Below are 17,693 nucleotides of genomic sequence, written 5' to 3' on the forward strand. Positions count from 1 at the left end.
ACGAACGAAGACACGCCGCTGAACGGTTCGGTGCTCACAGGCACCACGAGCGTGGACGGACCGGTGAGCGTGACCGGCTTCACCGTGGCAGGCGACGCCACGGCCTACACGGCCGGCCAGACCGCGAACATCGCAGGCGTCGGCACGCTGGTGATCAACGCGAACGGCAGCTACACCTTCACACCGGCCGCCAATTACAACGGGCCTGTGCCGGTGGTCACCTACAGCCTGACCGATGGCTCCAGCGCCGACACCTCGACGCTCGCGATCACCGTCGCGCCGGTGGACGACGCCTTCGCCGATGCGAACGAAACCGCGAACACCAACGAAGACACGCCGCTCACCGGCTCGGTGCTCACCGGCACCACGAGCGTGGACGGCCCCGTCACGGTCGCGGGCTTCACGGTGGCGGGCGACGGCACGACCTACACGGCCGGCCAGACCGCCACCATCGCCGGCATCGGCACGCTGGTGATCAACGCGAACGGCAGCTACACCTTCACGCCGGCGGCCAACTACAACGGCCCGGTCCCGTTGGTCACCTACAGCATGACCGATGGTTCGAGCACCGACACCTCGACGCTGACCCTCACCGTCGATGCCGTGAACGACGCGCCCGTTGCCGGCGACGACACCGCCAGCACGCCGATCAACACGCCGCTCACCGGCATCCCGGTGCTGGGCAACGACACCGATGCCGACGGCGACACGCTCACCGTGACCGGCGCCACCGTCGCCCCGGGCCTCGGCGCGGTCAACGTGAACCCGGACGGCACGATCGATTTCACGCCCGCCGCCGGCGTGACCGGCCAGGTGCAGATCACCTACACCGTGAGCGACGGCAAGGGCGGCACCGACACCGCGGTGCTGACCGTCACCGTGGGCAACAACACGCCGCCCGAGGGCGCGGACGCCACGGCGAACGGCACCGAGGACACGCCGCTCGTGCTAACGCCCGCGAACTTCCCGTTCACCGACCCCGACGCGGGCCAGGGGCTGGCCGCGGTGCGCATCGATGCGCTGCCGGCCAACGGCACGCTGCTGCTGAACGGCGTGGCGGTGAGCGCGGGCCAGCTGGTCTCGGCGGCCGACATCGCGGCCGGCCGGCTCACCTTCGTGCCGGGCGCCAACGGCAACGGCACGGGCTACGCGAGCCTGCGCTTCACGGTGCAGGACACGGCCGGCGCGTTCGACGCCGCGCCCAACACGCTGCGCCTGGACATCGCGCCGGTCAACGACGCGCCCGTGCTCGTCGCGCCGCCCACCGGCACCGTCACCGCCGAAGACACGCCGCTCGCCGGCACGGTGCAGGCGGCCGACCCCGACGGCGATGCGCTCGGCTACACGGTCACCCAGGGGCCGGCGCACGGCACGCTGGTGATCAATCCCGACGGCAGCTACGTCTACACGCCGGCGCCCGATTTCAACGGCGCCGACAGCTTCACCGTCGAGGTCTCGGACGGCCGCGGCGGCACGCTCGTGGTGACCGTGCCGGTCAGCGTCACGCCGGTGAACGACGCGCCGGTCGCGCGGCCCGATGCGGCCATCGCGCCGGCCGGCGCCGCCGTGACCATCGACGTGCTGGGCAACGACACCGATGCCGACGGCGATGCGCTTACCGTGCGCGCCATCGACGGCGTGGCGATCGCGCCGGGCGGCTCGGTGGCGGTGGAGGGCGGGCGCGTCACGCTCAACGCGAACGGCACGCTCACCTTCGTGCCGAACGCGGGCTTCACCGGCACGCCGAGCTTCTCGTACACCGTGGCCGACAGCGCGGGCGCCGAGGCGACCGGCACCGTGGGCCTCGTGGTCACGGCCGCCCCCGCGCCGGTGCCGCCGGCGACTTCTGGCGGCGCGGACGTGGAGCAGTTGCTGGCGACGGGTCAGCCGATCTGGCTGCAAGGCGGCCGCGACCCCCGCGGCGAAGCAGACACGAAGGACCGCGGTCTCCGCCCGATGTACGCCCCGGCGCACATCATCGAGGCGGTCAACGGCATCCGTTCGCTGCACGGCACCGCCGCGCTCGATGCGCAGCAGCCGGTGCGCTCGGCGGTGGACGGCATCCGCACGCTCGACGGCACCAAGCCGCTTGACACGGCCACGCCGATCCTCGACCTGGCCGAGCACCTGCAGCAGCGCTTCCAGCTGCGCGACCCGGTGCAGGCGCTGTTCACCGCGCAGGCCGATGCCCGCATCCTGGACGCCACGCGCGCCGGCAGCGATGTCGTGCTCTCCGGTGAGCGCGCGGCGGCCAACGACGGCGATGCGCCGGTGCCCGCAGATGCCACGCGCGCGGTGCCGTCAGCGGCCAGGGGCGCGGCGATGCTGCAGCTGGACGTCGATGCGCTGACCTTCAGCGAGCAGATCGCCTTCCACGTGGGCCAGTCCTTCGCCGAGACCGACCAGCTGGCCGCCGCGCTGCGCACGCAGATTCCTCCCGTACCCGTCAATCCCTGACACCTTGAAACAAGAAAGAGAAAGATGTTTGAGATGCCATCGAATCGACCAGCAACCCGCGCGCCGTCGCGTTCGCTTTCCCGCTCAGGCTCGCGCGTTCGCCTGCCCGCCGTCTCGACGCTGTGCACCGCCGCGGTCGCCGCGCTGCTGGCCGGCTGCAGCGTGACGCCCGAGCCCTTCACGCAGGACCAGCTTCGCCTGCGCGTGGACCGCAACGTGGCCAGCCTCACCGCGAACCAGGAGCCGGTGGCCGGCGAGGTCAGCCTGTACGAGGCCATGGCGCGCGCGCTGAAATACAACCTCGACTACAAGGTCGCGATGATGGAAGAGGCGGTGCGCGGCCAGGAGCTGGACCGCACGCGCTTCGACATGCTGCCGCAGCTGGTGGCCAACGCCGGCTACAACTCGCGCAGCAACGACAGCGGCGCGAGCAGCCGGTCTCTGCTGAGCGGTCGCCAGTCGCTGGAGCCCTCGACCTCGGTGGAGCGCCAGACCACCGCGGCCGACCTGAGCCTGAGCTGGGACGTGCTGGACTTCGGCGTCTCGTACGCCCGCGCGCGGCAGGCCGCGGACCAGCGCCTGATTTCGCTGGAGAGCCGCCGCAAGGTGGCCAGCCGCATGGTGGAAGACGTGCGCACCGCCTACTGGCGCGCCGTGAGCGCCGAGCGGCTGATCGCCAAGCTCGTGCAGCTCTCGGGCGACGTCAACTCCGCGCTCGGCGACTCGGAAGAAATCGCGCGCCGCCGCACCGCGAGCCCGCTGGCCGCGCTCACCTACCAGCGCGACCTGATCGACGTGGAGCGCCAGATCCAGGCGCTGCAGCGCGAGCTGGTGATCGCCAAGGCGCAGCTCGCCGCGCTCATGAACCTCGCGCCCGGCACCGATTTCAAGCTCGCGCTGCCGGTGCGCACGGCGATTTCGACCGACTTCTGCCTCTCGGGCGAAGCGATGATCCGCACCGCGCTGGAAAACCGCTCGGAGCTGCGCGACATTGCCTACCGCCTTCGCATCAACGAGCGCGACGGCACGGTGGCATTGCTGCGCAACCTGCCGAGCCTGCGCGCCTTCATCGGCACCAACTACGACTCCAACAGCTTCCTCTACAACAGCAACTGGTCGGGCGTGGGCGTGCGCGCGAGCTGGAACTTGCTGAGCGTGTTCCGCTACCCGGCCGACAAGCGCGTGATCGAGGCGCAGACCGACTGGCTGGGCGAGCGCGAACGCGCGCTCACCATGGCCGTGATGACGCAGGTGCATGTGAGCCGCGCGCAGTTCGCCTTCGCGCGCCAGTCGCTCATGACGGCCAGCCGCTACTCGCAGGTGCAGACGGGCATCAACGACCAGATCCGCTCGGCCTTCAAGGCGAAGCAGGAGAGCCGCCAGCGCCTGATCCGCGAGGAGATGAACGGGCTGCTCGCCGAGGTGCGCTACGACCTCGCGTATGCGGACATGCAGAACGCCTTCGCGAACGTCTACAGCTCGATCGGCCTCGATAGCTTCACGCCCGAGGTGAGCAGCCGCGATTCGGTGAAGGACCTGGCCGGCGGCCTGCAGCGGCTCTGGCAGAGCCGGCAGGACGTGACCGGGGCCGCCAGCGCCGCCAGTGCCACCGCCTGCACGGCCAGTTCATGACATGAGCGAAGAACGCGACGCCCCATCGAATCCGCGGCCGGCGGGCGTGCCAGTGCGCACGCTGGTCATCGGCGCGGCCTTCGTGGTCGCGCTGGCGGCGATCGCCTGGGGGTACCTGGGAGGCGAGAGGAAACGCAATGCGCCGTCGGCGGCACCGGTGTCCGCACCGGCACCTGCACCTGCACCTGCACCTGCACCGGTGGCCGCGGCTCCGGCAGCGCCTGCCTCGGCACCCGCATCGGCATCCACGCCCACACCTTCGGCCGACGTCGCCGCGGTGCTGCCTGCCGGCGCCGCCCCGCCCCGGCCCGACGCCACCGCCGTGCGCGGCGTGATCAAGCCCAAGGACGAGGTGCTGTTCTCCGCCAAGATCGCCGGGCGCATCGCGCAGATGCCCTACCGCGAAGGCGAGCGCTTCCAGAAGGGCGTGGTGCTCGTGGCCTTCGATTGCACGCGCATCCGCGCCGAGGCCAACGCCGCCTGGGCCGCCAACCGCGCGAGCAACCAGGTGCTGCGCCAGAGCCAGGAGCTGGACAAGTACAACGCCATCGGCAAGACCGACGTGCAGATCGCCAAGGCCAAGGCCGAGCAGAGCGGCGCCGAGGCCGGCGCGCTCGAGGCGCAGATGCGCGACTGCACCATCACCGCGCCGTTCTCGGGCATCGTGGTGGAGAACATCTCGCACCTGCACGAGAACGCGGCGGCGGGCAAGGAACTGACGCGCGTGCTCAACGACAGCGAGCTGGAGATGCACCTCATCGCGCCCTCGGCCTGGCTCAGCTGGCTGCAGCCGGGCAGCCCCTTCCGCTTTCGCATCGATGAGACCGCGCGAAGCTACGAGGGCAAGGTCGCGCGGCTGGGCGCCTCCGTCGATCCGGTGAGCCAGACGGTGCGCGTGGTCGGCGTCTTCACGGGCAACCGCGACAACGTGCTGCCCGGCATGAGCGGCAGCGCGGAGTTTCCGCAGAACCCCGCGCTGCAATCGAACGCGCAGGCCAGGCCATGACGCCGGTACCCAAGGACGGACAACAAGGCGCCCGCGTGGTGGACGCCACGCCGCGTTTTCGCGACGGCACGCTGGTGCTGCTCGAACTCGAAGCGGAGATCCGGCGGCAGCAGACCGAAAAGGAACTGCTCTTTCATCTGCTCAACGAGACCAAGCGCATCCTGCCGTTCCGCCAGGCCTTCGCGCTGCGCCGGCGCCATGCGGACGCGGGCTTCCAGGTGACGGGCGTCTCCAGCCTCGCCGCAGTGGACCGCAACGTGCCGCTCATCCGCTGGATCGAACGGGTGGTCGCGAGCCTGCCCCCGGAGGCATCGCGCACCGACCAGCCGCTGGCCTTCGGCCGCGAGGCCTACGTGGATGCCGACGACCGCGATGCGGCCAGCTATCCGTTCGGGCACGCGCTGTGGCTGCCGATGCGCATCCACGAAGGCCAGGCGCTGGGCGGCGCGCTGCTGTTCGCGGGCGAGCCGTGGACCGAGCCGCAGCAGAAGATCGCCGCGCGGCTGGCCGAAACCTATTCGCACGCCTGGGGCGCGCTGGCCGGGCCGCAGCGCGCCTGGCAGCGCTGGCGCTTCGACCGCAAGACGCGCTGGCTCGTGGCCGCGGCGCTGCTGCTGGCCTGCATCTTTCCGGTGTCGATGAGCGCGCTCGCGCCGATGGAGGTGGCCGCGGCCGATCCGTCGGTGATCGCCGCGCCGCTGACCGGCGTGGTGGCCGAAATTCTCGTGCCGCCCAATTCGCCGGTGAAGGCCGGCCAGCCGATCCTGCGCTTCGAGGACACCAAGCTGCGCAACGAACTGGAGCTCGCGCAGCGCAAGATGCAGGTGGCCACCGCGCGCTTCGCGAGCACCTCGCAGGCGGCCATCGACAGCGCCGATGCCAACCGCGAGGTGGCCATCAACAAGGCCGAGCTGGAGCTGGCCACCGCGCAGTACGACTACGCGCGCGACCTCATGGCCAAGTCGGTGCTGAGCGCGCCGGTCGATGGCATCGCGGTGTATTCGGACCGCCGCGACTGGCAGGGCCGGCCGGTGGAGACGGGCCAGCAGATCATGAAGATCGCCAACCCCGAGCGCATCGAGTTCAGCATCTTCCTGCCGGTGCAGGACAGCCTCCTGATCGAGGACGGCGCGCGCGTGAAGATCTACCTGGACAGCGACCCGCTGCGGCCCATCGACGCGCAGCTGCTGCGCGCCGGCTACCAGGCCGAGAAGACCGAGAACAACAACCTGGCCTTTCGCCTCGTGGCCCGCGCCGACGACGGCGCGGCGCTGAAGAACCTGCGCATCGGCACGCGCGGCACCGCGCAGGTGTACGGCGGCAAGGTGCCGCTTCTCTTCTATGTGCTGCGCAGGCCGATCACGGTGCTGCGGCAGACCGTGGGCTGGTAGCGGAGCGGGCGATGGGCATCGAGGAACTCATGCCGGGACCGGGAGCGGTGCTGCAGCCGGCACCGCCACCGCCACCGCCGGGCGATCTGCCCGACGATGCGTACCTGCCCGAGCTGCGCGAGGAGTTGCGCTTCGACCGCAGTTCGCCGCTGCTGGACGGCGCGCCCAGCTGGAGCATCTTCGACCCCGTGCGGCACGCCTACTTCCAGATCGGCCAGGCCGAGCTCGCGATGCTGTCCGCCTGGCGCGGCGGCACCGTCAAGGAGATGCGGCGGCTCTTCGTGCAGCAGCAGGGCGCGGAGCCCGACCCGGGCGCCATCAAGGCGCTGCTGCAGTTTCTGCTGGCCAACAGCCTCGTGCGCGCGCCGCTGGGCGATGCGGTGAAAAGCCTGCACGCGCAGGCCCAGGCGCACAAGCAATCGTGGTGGCAGTGGCTGCTGCACCATTACCTCTTCATCCGCGTGCCGCTGGTGAAGCCCGACCGGTTCTTGAAGCGCACGGTGCACTGGGTGGCGCCGCTCTTCACGCGCACCTTCGTGTTCTGCATCGTGCTCACGGGCCTCGTGGGGCTGTATTTCGTGTCGCGGCAGTGGGACGAATTCCTGCACACCTTTCCGTACTTCTTCTCGCTCAAGGGGCTGGCGGTGTACGGGCTGAGCCTGGCCTTCACCAAGACGCTGCACGAGCTGGGCCACGCCTACACGGCCACCCGCTACGGCTGCCGCGTGCCGACGATGGGCGTCTCGTTCCTGGTGATGGTGCCGGTGCTCTACACCGACACCACCGACACCTGGAAGCTGCGCTCGCGGAAGGAACGGCTTCTGGTCGACGGCGCGGGCGTGATCACCGAGCTGTGCCTGGCGAGCATCGCGACGCTGCTGTGGGCGTTCCTGCCCGACGGGCCGGTGCGCAGCGCCGCCTTCGTGATCGCCACCACCAGCTGGATCAGCACGCTGGCGATCAACCTGAGCCCGTTCATGCGCTTCGACGGCTACTACTTCATGTCGGACATGCTGGGCGTGCCCAACCTGAGCAGCCGCTCGCAGGCCTTCGGGCAATGGAAGATGCGCGAGTGGCTGTTCGGCCTGGGCGCGCCGATGCCCGAGCCGGTGACGCCGCGCGTCGCGCGGATGTTCGCGTTCTTCGCCTGGGCCACCTGGCTCTACCGGCTCTTCCTGTTCCTGGGCATCGCCCTGGTCGTCTATCACTTCTTCTTCAAGGCGGCGGGCATCTTCCTGTTCGCCGTCGAGATCTGCTGGTTCATCGTCATGCCCATCTGGCGCGAAATCAAACATTGGTGGGCAATGCGCGGCGCGATCGCGCGCAAGCCGCGCAGCGTGCTGACGTTCTCGCTGCTGGCGATCGCGCTCATCGCGGTGTTCCTGCCGCTGGACCTGAGTGTGAAGGTGCCGGCCGTGCTGGGCGCCACGCGCGAGGAGCCGATCTTCGCGCCCGAGGCCTCGCAGATCGCCGAGCTGCATGTGCGGCCGGGCGCGCAGGTGCGCGAGGGGCAGGTGCTTGTCACGCTGCATTCGCCGATGCTCGAACAGGAGCAGCGCGAGGCGCGCATCCGCCTCGCATTGCTGCAGGCGCGGCTCGCGCGCTCGGTGGCCGACCGCATCGACCGCGCGCAGACGCAGGAGCTGCTGCGTGGCGTGGTCGCCGAGCAGGAGAACCTGAGCGGCCTGGCAAAGCGCCGCGCGCTGCTGCAGGTGAAGGCCCCGTTCGCGGGCATCGCGGTGGACCTGGACGCCGAGCTGCATGCGTCGCGCTGGATCACCGGCAAGCAACTGCTGGCGCGCATCGTCGACGAGCGCGGCGCGCAGGACCTGCGCGGCTACGTCGAGGGCCAGCACGCCTGGCGGCTGCGCGACGGCGCCGAAGGCCGCTTCGTGCCCGACGATCCGCGGCAGGCCAGCTTCAAGGTGGCGCTGGTGGGCGTCTCGGCCGTGGCCGCGGAAGACATCGACTCGGCCTACCTGCAGTCGGTGAACGGCGGGCCGATCGCCGTCAACGTGACGGACAAGGGCAAGGCCGTGCCGAACCTGAGCCAGTACCCGCTGCTGATGCGCCCGGTGCGTGCGGAGCGTGACGACGGCGCGCACGCCCAGCAGATCCAGCAGATCGTGCGCGGCGTGGTGACGATGGATGCGCGCGGCGAGAGCCTGTTCGCCAAGGTGGCGCGTCAGGTGCTGCGCGTGCTGGCGAGGGAAAGCGGGCTCTGATCCGGCGCTTGCGGCGCCGTGCGCGTGTGGCGTGCGCGGCGCGTGAGCCCGAACAGCGGCCGCAGCCAGCGCACGCGGCGCACGAGCCCGTCGGTCAGCAGCCAGCAGCCGCCGATGGTGGCCGCCAGGATCAGCACGGGCTCCAGCACCGGGCCCAGTGCCAGCGGCGCGAGCCAGACGACGGCCACGATGATCAGCGTCTGGTGCAGCACGTACCACGGGTACACCGACTCGTTGGCCCAGCGAAGCCACGGCCACGGGTGGTTCAGGTGGCGGTGGCCGTGGCCCAGGATCGTGGCGATGGCCAGCCACATGTAGGCGGTGCGCAGCAGGTCCATGAGGAGGCCCGGCGCCGAGCCCCTGGCGCCGATGCGCAGCGCGATGAACGCGCCGATCGCCGCCACGGCCAGCACCAGCGACACCCGGCGCAGGCGCTCCAACTCCTTCCAGATGCCCGTGTCCACGCCCATCCAGTAGCCGTAGAGGAACACGGTGAGGTAGATGGCGTGCAGGTAGAAATCGCGCACCAGGTTGTGCGTGGGCGGAAAGTGCGGGGCGAGCAGCGCGGTCCACGCCAGAAGCGGCAGCACCGGCAGGAGCAGCAACTTCCAGCCGCGCAGCGCGTTGAAGCGGCGCCGCACCCACTGGCCGGCCGGCGATTGCCACAGCGGCAGCGTCAGCGCAACCAGCGCGGTGTACGCAAAGAGATAGGGCAGGTACCAGAGGTGGTTCCAGGTCATGCCGAACTCCGCGCCGTCGAACGCGCGCTTTGGCCACGGCTCGGCCATCGACAGGTACCGCAGCAGGAAGGCGCCCAAGCCCGGCGCGACCAGCCCGTTGGCCACGCCCTGCGCATAGGCCTGGTACGGCACGATCACCATCATTCCGAACACCAGCGGCAGCATCAGCCGGGCGCCGCGGCTGCGCAGCAACGCGCCGGTGCCCTGGTGGCGCGCGAGAAAGCCGAGCGACACGCCGGAGATCAAGAACACCAGGTCCATGCGCCAGAGGTTCAGCACCCGCATCGGCCACTGCAGCCATTCGGCCGCGTGCGGGCTTTTCAGGTGCCAGGGCCAGTCGGCCACGTAGTACATGGCCACGTGATAGAGGATGACGAAGAGGAAGGCGAGGGCGCGCAGCGCATCGATGTCGTGGCGCCGGTGGCCGTCGGAGAGCGGCGGCTGGGAAGTCGGGAGGTTCATTTCAGGGTCCTCGAAACAGGGAAAGAGCGGCCATCGTGTGGCCCGGCGCGGCCCGGCGGGGCGCCCGCGGGACGGATGGCCCGGGCTTTGTGACGAGCGGTGGCCCCGGTGGGACGAAATTCGCCCCGGCGCCGCGCGGATGGCGAGAATCCCGGGCATGAACGCGTCCCACCGGAACCTGTACGAGCGCTACGAACCCATCCGCCGCTACGTGGAAGCGGGCTTCTGGATCGTGCTGATGGCGCTGCAAGCGGTGTTCAGCACCATGGTCGCGGTGGTCGATGCCCGCAACCGCGCGGTGCCGCGCGCGACCTGGGAAATCGTCACGTGGGAGGGATCGAGCCACCTCGTGCTGCTGATGCTGATTCCGGTGTTCGTGGCCATCGAGCGCCGGCTGGCGCCGCTCATGGCCGGGCGCTGGGTGCGCTTCGTGGCCGGGCACTTGCTGGCCAGCGTGGCCATCAGCGTGGTGCACGTGGCGGGCATGTTCGCGGTGCGCTCGCTGGTCTACGCCCTGGCCGGCGGCCGCTACGAGTTCGGCGGCTGGACCGGCCAGTGGGGCTACGAGTACCTGAAGGACGTGCGGGTCTACGTCTCGATCGTCTTCGGGATCTGGGCGTACCGGCTCTTCATGCTGCGCTTGCAGGGCGAGGCGCGGGTGCTCGATGCGCCGGAGGCGGGGGTTTCCGATCCGCCCGAGGCACCGCCTCCGCCGCCATCGGCTCCGGCCGACGATGCGCCGCCCGCACCCGAAGAACCGCCCCCGCCGCCACCCCCGCCGGCCCGGCCGGAGCGCTTTCTCGTGCGCAAGCTGCGCCGCGAATTCCTGATCGCCGCCACCGACATCGACTGGCTCCAGGCCGAGGGCAACTACGTCGGCCTGCACGTCAACGGCCACGACTACCTGCTGCGCGCCACGCTCACCGATTTCCTCGCCCAACTGGACCCCGCCCGGTTCGTGCGCGTGCACCGAAGCCATGCGGTGAACCTCGCGCGCATCAAGGAAATCGAGCCGCTGGACGGGGGCGACGCCCGCCTGCACATGCACGACGGCACCACCGTGCCCTGCAGCCGCCGGTACCGCGACGCGCTGCGGGCCGGCGCGGGCTCGACGGGCTGAAAAAGCAGCCTGTTCCGGTGCGCGAGCGCGCCGTTATGGCCCATTTCGCACCATCAAAGAGCCTTCAGGCACCATTTTTGCTTCCTTGCACCATCGCGCCGGGCAATCCGGATGCGATGCACCAATTCAAACCAAAAACTGCAAGAAGCTCCCATGGACGCACTCAAACAGGGCGCAGATGCGCTGTTCATCCTTCTCGGCGCCATCATGGTGTTGGCCATGCATGCCGGTTTCGCCTTCCTGGAACTGGGCACCGTGCGCAAGAAGAACCAGGTCAATGCGCTGGTGAAAATCCTGGTCGACTTCTCGGTCTCGACCATCGTGTATTTCCTGGTGGGCTACGGCGTGGCCTACGGAACGCACTTCTTCGTGGGCGCGACCGAGCTGGCCGCCAGGAGCGGCTACGAGCTGGTGAAGTTCTTCTTCCTGCTGACTTTCGCCGCGGCCATTCCGGCCATCATTTCGGGCGGCATCGCCGAGCGCGCCAAGTTCTGGCCGCAACTCATCGCCACGGCGGTGATCGTGGGCGTGGTGTATCCGCTCTTCGAGGGCATCGCGTGGAACAAGGCCTTCGGCATCCAGGCGTGGATCGCCTCGGTCACGGGCCACGAGTTCCATGACTTCGCGGGCTCGGTGGTGGTGCATGCGGTGGGCGGCTGGCTGGCGCTGCCGGCGGTCATCCTCCTGGGCGCGCGGCGCAACCGCTACCGGGGCGACGGCTCGCTGAGCGCGCATCCGCCCTCGAACATTCCGTTCCTCGCGCTCGGGGCGTGGGTGCTGTGCGTGGGCTGGTTCGGCTTCAACGTGATGAGCGCGCAGAGCATCGACAAGATCTCGGGCCTGGTGGCCGTCAACTCGCTCATGGCGATGGTCGGCGGCACGCTGGTGGCGCTGGCCATGGGCAAGAACGACCCGGGCTTCGTCTACAACGGCCCGCTCGCGGGGCTGGTGGCCGTATGCGCCGGCTCCGACCTCATGCACCCGCTGGGCGCGCTGGTGGTGGGCGGCGTGGCGGGCGCGATCTTCGTCTTCATGTTCACGCTCACGCAGAACAAATGGAAGATCGACGACGTGCTGGGCGTCTGGCCGCTGCACGGCCTGTGCGGCACCTGGGGCGGCATCGCGGCCGGCATCTTCGGCACGCAGGCGCTGGGCGGCATCGGCGGGGTGAACGTGTGGGCGCAGCTCATGGGCACGTTGATGGGCGTGGTGTGGGCGGCCCTGGCGGGCGCGGCGGTGTACGGCGTGCTCAAGGCCACGATGGGCCTGCGCCTGACGCAAGAAGAGGAATACGACGGCGCCGACCTGTCGATCCACCACATCTCGGCCACGCCGGAGCGCGAAGTGAACTGGTGACCGCGCCAAAAGAGAGAGGGAGCGCGCGCGGGGTTTGGGCTATTCTTCGCCCCCTCTAAGACAAGCCGGAGAAGGAAGACCCATGACCCACATGACCCACCCCACCCACTGGCTGCGCCGCGGCCTCGCCGCAGTGGCAGGCAGCGTGCTGATGCTTTCGTTCGCGGCGCACGCCGGAGCCCCCCAGATCAAGACCCAGGCCCCAGGCTTCTACCGCATGATGCTCGGCGACTTCGAGGTCACCGCGCTCTTCGACGGCACCATCGAGCTGGAGGTGAAAAAGCTCCTGACCAACACCACGCAGGCGCAGGTCGGCAAGCTGCTGGACCGCTCCTTCAAGAAGGACCTGGTGCCCACCTCGGTGAACAGCTACCTGGTGAACACCGGCAGCAAGCTGGTGCTGATCGACACCGGCGCCGGCTCGCTCTTCGGCCCCACGCTGGGCAACCTGCGCAACAACCTGCTGGCCTCCGGCTACAAGCCCGAGCAGATCGACGACGTGTTCATCACCCACATGCACGGCGACCATGTGGGCGGCCTCATCGTCGACGGCAAGCTGGCCTTTCCCAACGCCACGATCCACGCCGGCCAGGAAGACGCCGACTTCTGGCTCAGCAAGGCCAACCTGGAGAAGGCCACGCCCGAGATGAAGGGCTTCTTCCAGGGCGCGCAGGCGTCGCTGAACCCCTACGTCGAGGCCGGCAAGTTCGCGCCCCTGAAAGAGGGCGCCGACCTCGTGCCCGGCATCAAGGCCGTCGCCGCCCACGGCCACACGCCCGGCCACAACACCTACGTGCTCGAGTCCAAGGGCCAGAAGCTCGTGCTGTGGGGCGACCTGATGCACGTGGCCGCGGTGCAGTTCGTGCAGCCGCAGGTGACCATCTCGTTCGACACCGATTCCAAGACCGCCGCGGTCGAGCGCAAGAAGGCGTATGCCGACGCGGCCAAGGGGCGGTACCTGGTGGGCAGCGCGCACCTGCCGTTCCCGGGGCTGGGGCGCATCAGGGCCGAGGGCTCGGGGTATGTGTGGGTGCCTGTGGATTACCAGCAGGTGCGCTGAGCCGGGTGATCTGAAGCGTATTCGGGCTGGATACGCTTCATTTTTGAAGCGTATTTATCGGGGCGAGGCGGGGCGGCGGAGGGCGGCTCGCGAGGGCGGGAAAGCACAGATATTCAGCCTGTAGCAAACTCGCCCGACCGCATCGCTCCAACGCCCACAGCCCCATGACCCAATCTCCCCCCGCCCTCGAAGTCCTCCCCCGCGACCTCTCCGCCTACCGCCAAGGCAACGTCGGCATCGACTACGTGCACCGCTTCGAGTCCGGCAAGCCCGGACCGCACGTGCTGATCAACGCACTCACGCACGGCAACGAAATCTGCGGCATGACCGCCGCCACCCACCTGCTGGACAACGGCGTGCGCCCCAGGATCGGCACGCTCACCGTGGCCTTCGCCAACATCGACGCCTACGAGTCGTTCAAGGAAGAGTCCCCTTACGACAGCCGCCAGATCGTGCACAACCTGAACCGCATCTGGTCGCCCGAGTGGCTGGACGGCGCCGAGGACAGCCCCGAGCTGCGCCGCGCGCGCATCCTGCGGCCGGTGGTGGACGCCGCCGACCACATCCTGGACATCCATTCGACCAGCCAACCGGTCGTGCCGTTCTGGGTCTACCCGGCGTTCGAGCGCAACGCCCAGGTGGCGCTGGCCATCGGCCGCCCGTCGGTGCACCTGGTGATGCCCGACGGCCTGGGCTCGGGCACGCCGCTGATCCAGTACGGCAGCCACGGCGGCCCGGACGGCAAGGGCGTGGCGATGGTGGTCGAGTGCGGCCAGCACTTCCTGCGCTCGGCATCGGTGCTGGCGACCGCGGTCACCTACGACTTCCTTTCGTACTTCGGGCTCGTCGACAAGGACCCGGCCACGCCGGCACCCGAGCCGCAGCGGCGCTTTCAGCTGCTGCAGACGCACGTCATCAAGTCGGAGGACTTCGCGTTCGTGCGGCCGCTGATCGGCTTCGAGACCTTTGCCAAGGACGAGCTGATCGCGACCAACGGCCCGGACGAGATCCGCGCGCCGTGCGACGACTGCACGATCTTCATGCCCGCGCAGCGCGTGATCGTGGGGCGCGAGGCGCTGTATCTGACCAAGCCGATCTGATGACGAGGCTGGTGCTGGTGGCCCGCCGATGAGTGCCGCGCCCGCCCTGAGTCGCTGGCGCGTGGCGGGCCTGGTCTTCGTCTTCCTGTGGTTCGCCCTCGGCGGCGTTGCGCACTTCGTGGCGACCGAGGCGGAGATGCGCATCGTGCCGCCGTACATCCCCTGGCCGCGCGCGGCCGTGCTGGTGAGCGGCGTGTTCGAGCTGCTGGGCGCGGCCGGCCTGCTGTGGCGGCCGACGCGGCGCGCTGCGGGCATCGGCCTTTTCTTGCTGACGCTGGCCGTGACGCCCGCGCATTTCTACATGCTGCAGCGGCCGGAGCTTTTTCCGAGCGTGCCGTATTGGGCGCTGGTGGTGCGGCTGCCGGTGCAGGCGGCGCTGCTGGCGCTCATCGCGTGGAGCACGTCGGCGTGGCCGAAGAAGACGTTCAGCAGATGAGCAGGTGCGTCGGCTTGCTGGTGGTGCTGTAGTCGGCGTGCCAGTAGTGCGGGTCGTCGCAGAGGCTGAAGACGGCTTCGGCGTTTGCGTGGCGGTTGTCGAAGTGGTGGTGCATGGTGACATGCACCGAGCCCGCATCGGGCCAGTCGATGCCGACGTCGACGACGCGGTTGCCTGAGGCGACTTCGGCGGCGAGGATTTTCTGCAGGGCGGGGTGCAGGCGGGTGTTGAGGATGTCGATGGTTTCGCGGCGGGTGGCGCGGGGGAAGGTTGCGTCGAGGCAGGCTTCGGTGAACAGCAGTTGATCCGTCATGGCGTGCCTCGCGATCAGACCGTTGCAGATGCCTTGGCCTTCGGAATCGTCCTGCCTCGGCATTTCGGATAGTTGGCGCAACCCCAGAAGCTGCCTTCATTTTTGGACGAGTTTTTCTCGACCATCTTCGTGCCGCAGCTTGCGCAGGTGGGCCGCCAGTATTCGCCTTCGTAAGCCACGGCGAGCAATGCGGCCTGTTGCTCGGGCGTGCGTTGGCCGATGAGCTTGAGCAGGGCGGTGCCGTCCTGCGCGTGGATGCCGTTTGCCTTGGCGAATGCCGCGGCATCGGCGGAGAAGGTCGAGCTCGTCACGTAGGTGCCGCTCTTCAACTGGTGCGACGCCATCACGCCAAGGAACTCACGCATTTCCTTCACGCCTACGGGCTTGCTTTGCCAGTGCTTGCATTGAACGATGCGCGGCACGTCGCTGTGCTTGGAGTGAAGCCAGATGTCGATCCCGCCATCCGCGCCGTGCGATTGGCTGCGCGTGGTGAAACCGGCCTGTGCGTAGAGCGCTTCGCACACAGCTTCGAAGCGGCGCCATTCGATCGCCGCGAGTACGGCGGGACTCCATTGCTGCACGTGCTGCGGTGAGGATTCTGGAGGCGGGCGCTTCGGTTCGGATGGCGTTGAAGCAAAGGCGGGTTCCCGCCGCTGGACAGAAGGCGGTGGCGTGGGTTGGGCGACCGTGGCGACGGGCGACTGCTGCGCAACGCGCTCCTTGCCCGGGATCTCCGGGATCGCTGCCTTGCGGGCGAGAAAGTAATGCAGCACCAGCAACACCATGCCAACCGTCAGCGCCCCCCAACCAGCCGGTCGAAGTGCCGGGCCGAGCGTGCCGACGATGGAGCCCTGCATGAAGCTCGGGCCCACAAGCAGCAGGACGCCGACGATGATGACCGTCCACCCCTTGCCTGCCAGTTCATTCCGTGCGCGCTCACGGCGCCGCCCGGCTCTTGTCTGTTTGGCCATCGCACCCACCCGCCCCTTGTTTGAGTAGCGCGAGTTTAGGAGGCGAGGGGAATTCGGAACTCAGGGTGAGTACTCAAGCCGCGACGAACAGCGCGGGATCGACCATGGCGCGGATCAGCATGCCGCCGAGATCCTTGTCGTCACGCGGCGCAGATCGTTCCGGCTCAGACCGGAACGGCCTCACGAAGCACTTGGTCGCGATAGCGAAGCGGCAGTCCATTGGGCGTGAGGACGTCGACTTGCATTCCCAGCAGATTCTTCAGTTCATGCCGGATGGCGCCGATGTCCATGTACGTGGTTTGTGTCGTGGGTTCGACGAGCAGGTCTAGATTGCTGCCCGGGCCGTCTTCTCCACGCATCACCGAGCCGAACACGCGCACGTTGCTGACGTGATGATGCTTGGCTATTTCAAGGATGCGAGACCTGTGTCGGGACAGAGCTTCGGAAGGGCGCATGCGCGGGCTTGCCTGATCTCAAGCCGCGACGAACAGCGCCGGATCCACCATCGCCCGGTTCAACATCACGGACCAATGTAGATGCGGCCCCGTCACACGGCCAGTCGCCCCCACCGCAGCCAGTTGCTCCCCGGTCTTCAACACATCCCCCACCTTCACATCCACCCGGCTCAAATGGCAATACATCGTCAGCAGCCCGCCCCCATGGTCGAGCCACACCGTGCCGCCGTTGAAGAAATAGTCCCCCGTATCGATCACCCGCCCCGGCAGCGGCGCCAGCACCGGCGTGCCCGTGCCGGCCGCGATGTCCATCCCGCTGTGCGGATTGCGCGACTGCCCGTTGAACACGCGGCGCAGGCCGAACGAGCTGGAGCGGCGGCCCGGCACGGGCACGCGCATCTGCAGCGACGCATCGGGCCGGAGGTCGGTGAGCGTGGCCATCACGCCAGTGAGGTGATCGCGTTCGCGCACGTAGCGCGCTTCGTCCTCGGGCGAGAGATCGACCGTGCGCGGCGCCACGGTCAGGCGCTGCTCGCGGTATTTCTTGTCGGCCACCGCGTAGGCGACCTGTCGTTCGCTGCCGTTGCCGGCGCGCACCGTGATGCTCGCGTCGCCGGGCGTGGCCGCGAGCGGGATGCCGACCAGCGCGGTCCACTCGATGGCGTCGCCCAGCACGAGCAAGGGCACGTCGCCTGCGAAGGCGGCCGGGCGCTTGGCGCTCGGGCCGAGCGAGAGGCGCGCCACGCCGCCCGGTACCTGGGATGCGTGCGGCCAGACATCGGGGTGCGGTTGCTTCGACTTCGCGGGCGCGGCAGCGAGGGCGTTCGTTGCGGGCAGCGCGAGCAGGCCCAGCGTGCCGAGCAATGCGCTGCGGCGATTCAATGCGGGGGTGAGGAGGTCGAGCGAGGTGGTTTGGATGCTGTGCATGAAGAGTTCGAATGAAACAGGTTCTGTGACGTCGCGCGGCCG

The 17,693-nt window shown here is 69.0% G+C and carries 15 protein-coding genes (1 of these 15 cut by a window edge); 10 read left to right on the forward strand and 5 right to left on the reverse strand.

All coding sequences use genetic code 11. The features are described from left to right. The 5 genes in view from JC881_RS19005 to JC881_RS19025 are tightly spaced (at most 33 nt apart) and all read left to right on the forward strand, a layout consistent with a single transcriptional unit that may run on beyond the window. A protein-coding gene (locus tag JC881_RS19005; RefSeq protein ID WP_198787267.1) for a tandem-95 repeat protein crosses the window boundary here: on the forward strand, positions 1 to 2,457 show its end. It extends 25,281 nt beyond the left edge of the window; only the last 2,457 of its 27,738 coding nucleotides appear in the window; its start codon lies off the left edge, out of view; the stop codon is at positions 2,455 to 2,457. Positions 2,458 to 2,490: 33 nt separating this feature from the next. Next, positions 2,491 to 4,089 carry a TolC family protein gene (locus JC881_RS19010; RefSeq protein WP_198787268.1) on the forward strand — a complete coding sequence of 533 codons (1,599 nt, stop codon included), beginning with the start codon at positions 2,491 to 2,493 and terminating at the stop codon, positions 4,087 to 4,089. A gap of 1 nt (position 4,090) precedes the next feature. Beyond that, a complete protein-coding gene (locus JC881_RS19015; protein ID WP_198787269.1) occupies positions 4,091 to 5,095 on the forward strand; it encodes an efflux RND transporter periplasmic adaptor subunit in 1,005 nt (334 codons plus the stop codon). Then, on the forward strand, positions 5,092 to 6,486 hold the full coding sequence (locus JC881_RS19020) for an efflux RND transporter periplasmic adaptor subunit (protein ID WP_198787270.1): 1,395 nt from the start codon (positions 5,092 to 5,094) through the stop codon (positions 6,484 to 6,486). Before JC881_RS19015 ends, JC881_RS19020 begins: the two co-directional genes overlap by 4 nt. 11 nt (positions 6,487 to 6,497) lie before the next feature. Then, entirely contained in the window at positions 6,498 to 8,711 is a 2,214-nt protein-coding gene (locus JC881_RS19025; RefSeq protein ID WP_198787271.1) for a peptidase M50, read from the forward strand. Here the strand turns inward: JC881_RS19025 and JC881_RS19030 are convergent. Continuing rightward, entirely contained in the window at positions 8,672 to 9,913 is a 1,242-nt protein-coding gene (locus JC881_RS19030) for an acyltransferase family protein (RefSeq protein ID WP_233101893.1), read from the reverse strand. The genes JC881_RS19025 and JC881_RS19030 overlap by 40 nt on opposite strands. Positions 9,914 to 10,070: 157 nt before the next feature. Between JC881_RS19030 and JC881_RS19035 the strand changes: the two genes are divergently transcribed. The 5 genes from JC881_RS19035 (at position 10,071) to JC881_RS19055 (ending at position 14,985) form a co-directional block, all read left to right on the forward strand. Beyond that, positions 10,071 to 11,033, forward strand: a complete 963-nt coding sequence (locus JC881_RS19035) for a LytTR family DNA-binding domain-containing protein (protein WP_198787272.1) — start codon at positions 10,071 to 10,073, stop codon at positions 11,031 to 11,033. A 153-nt stretch (positions 11,034 to 11,186) separates the two neighbouring features. Continuing rightward, positions 11,187 to 12,389, forward strand: coding sequence for an ammonium transporter (locus JC881_RS19040; RefSeq protein ID WP_198787273.1), 1,203 nt, complete (start codon positions 11,187 to 11,189; stop codon positions 12,387 to 12,389). Between the two features lie 82 nt (positions 12,390 to 12,471). Next, the gene (locus JC881_RS19045; protein WP_443083360.1) at positions 12,472 to 13,449 is read left to right on the forward strand and encodes an MBL fold metallo-hydrolase; all 978 of its coding nucleotides are present in this window, start codon (positions 12,472 to 12,474) and stop codon (positions 13,447 to 13,449) included. 164 nt (positions 13,450 to 13,613) lie between these two features. Beyond that, the gene (locus JC881_RS19050) at positions 13,614 to 14,549 is read left to right on the forward strand and encodes a succinylglutamate desuccinylase/aspartoacylase domain-containing protein (protein WP_198787275.1); all 936 of its coding nucleotides are present in this window, start codon (positions 13,614 to 13,616) and stop codon (positions 14,547 to 14,549) included. A 28-nt stretch (positions 14,550 to 14,577) separates the two neighbouring features. Continuing rightward, complete coding sequence (locus tag JC881_RS19055) at positions 14,578 to 14,985, forward strand: DoxX family protein (protein ID WP_233101894.1); 408 nt, start codon at positions 14,578 to 14,580, stop codon at positions 14,983 to 14,985. Here JC881_RS19055 and JC881_RS19060 read toward each other — a convergent pair. From JC881_RS19060 to JC881_RS19075, 4 genes are all read right to left on the reverse strand, one after another. Beyond that, positions 14,975 to 15,298, reverse strand: a complete 324-nt coding sequence (locus JC881_RS19060) for a hypothetical protein (protein WP_198787276.1) — start codon at positions 15,296 to 15,298, stop codon at positions 14,975 to 14,977. The two genes, JC881_RS19055 and JC881_RS19060, sit on opposite strands and share 11 nt — an antisense overlap. Before the next feature lie 14 nt (positions 15,299 to 15,312). Next, a complete protein-coding gene (locus tag JC881_RS19065; protein WP_198787277.1) occupies positions 15,313 to 16,269 on the reverse strand; it encodes a restriction endonuclease in 957 nt (318 codons plus the stop codon). A 164-nt stretch (positions 16,270 to 16,433) separates the two neighbouring features. Beyond that, a complete protein-coding gene (locus JC881_RS19070; RefSeq protein WP_198787278.1) occupies positions 16,434 to 16,724 on the reverse strand; it encodes a nucleotidyltransferase family protein in 291 nt (96 codons plus the stop codon). An 18-nt stretch (positions 16,725 to 16,742) separates the two neighbouring features. Then, on the reverse strand, positions 16,743 to 17,651 hold the full coding sequence (locus JC881_RS19075) for a M23 family metallopeptidase (RefSeq protein ID WP_198787279.1): 909 nt from the start codon (positions 17,649 to 17,651) through the stop codon (positions 16,743 to 16,745). Positions 17,652 to 17,693 lie beyond the last annotated feature (42 nt).

Origin of the sequence: Variovorax sp. IB41 (assembly GCF_016405905.1) — a bacterium.
Classification (GTDB): Bacteria; Pseudomonadota; Gammaproteobacteria; order Burkholderiales; family Burkholderiaceae_C; genus Variovorax.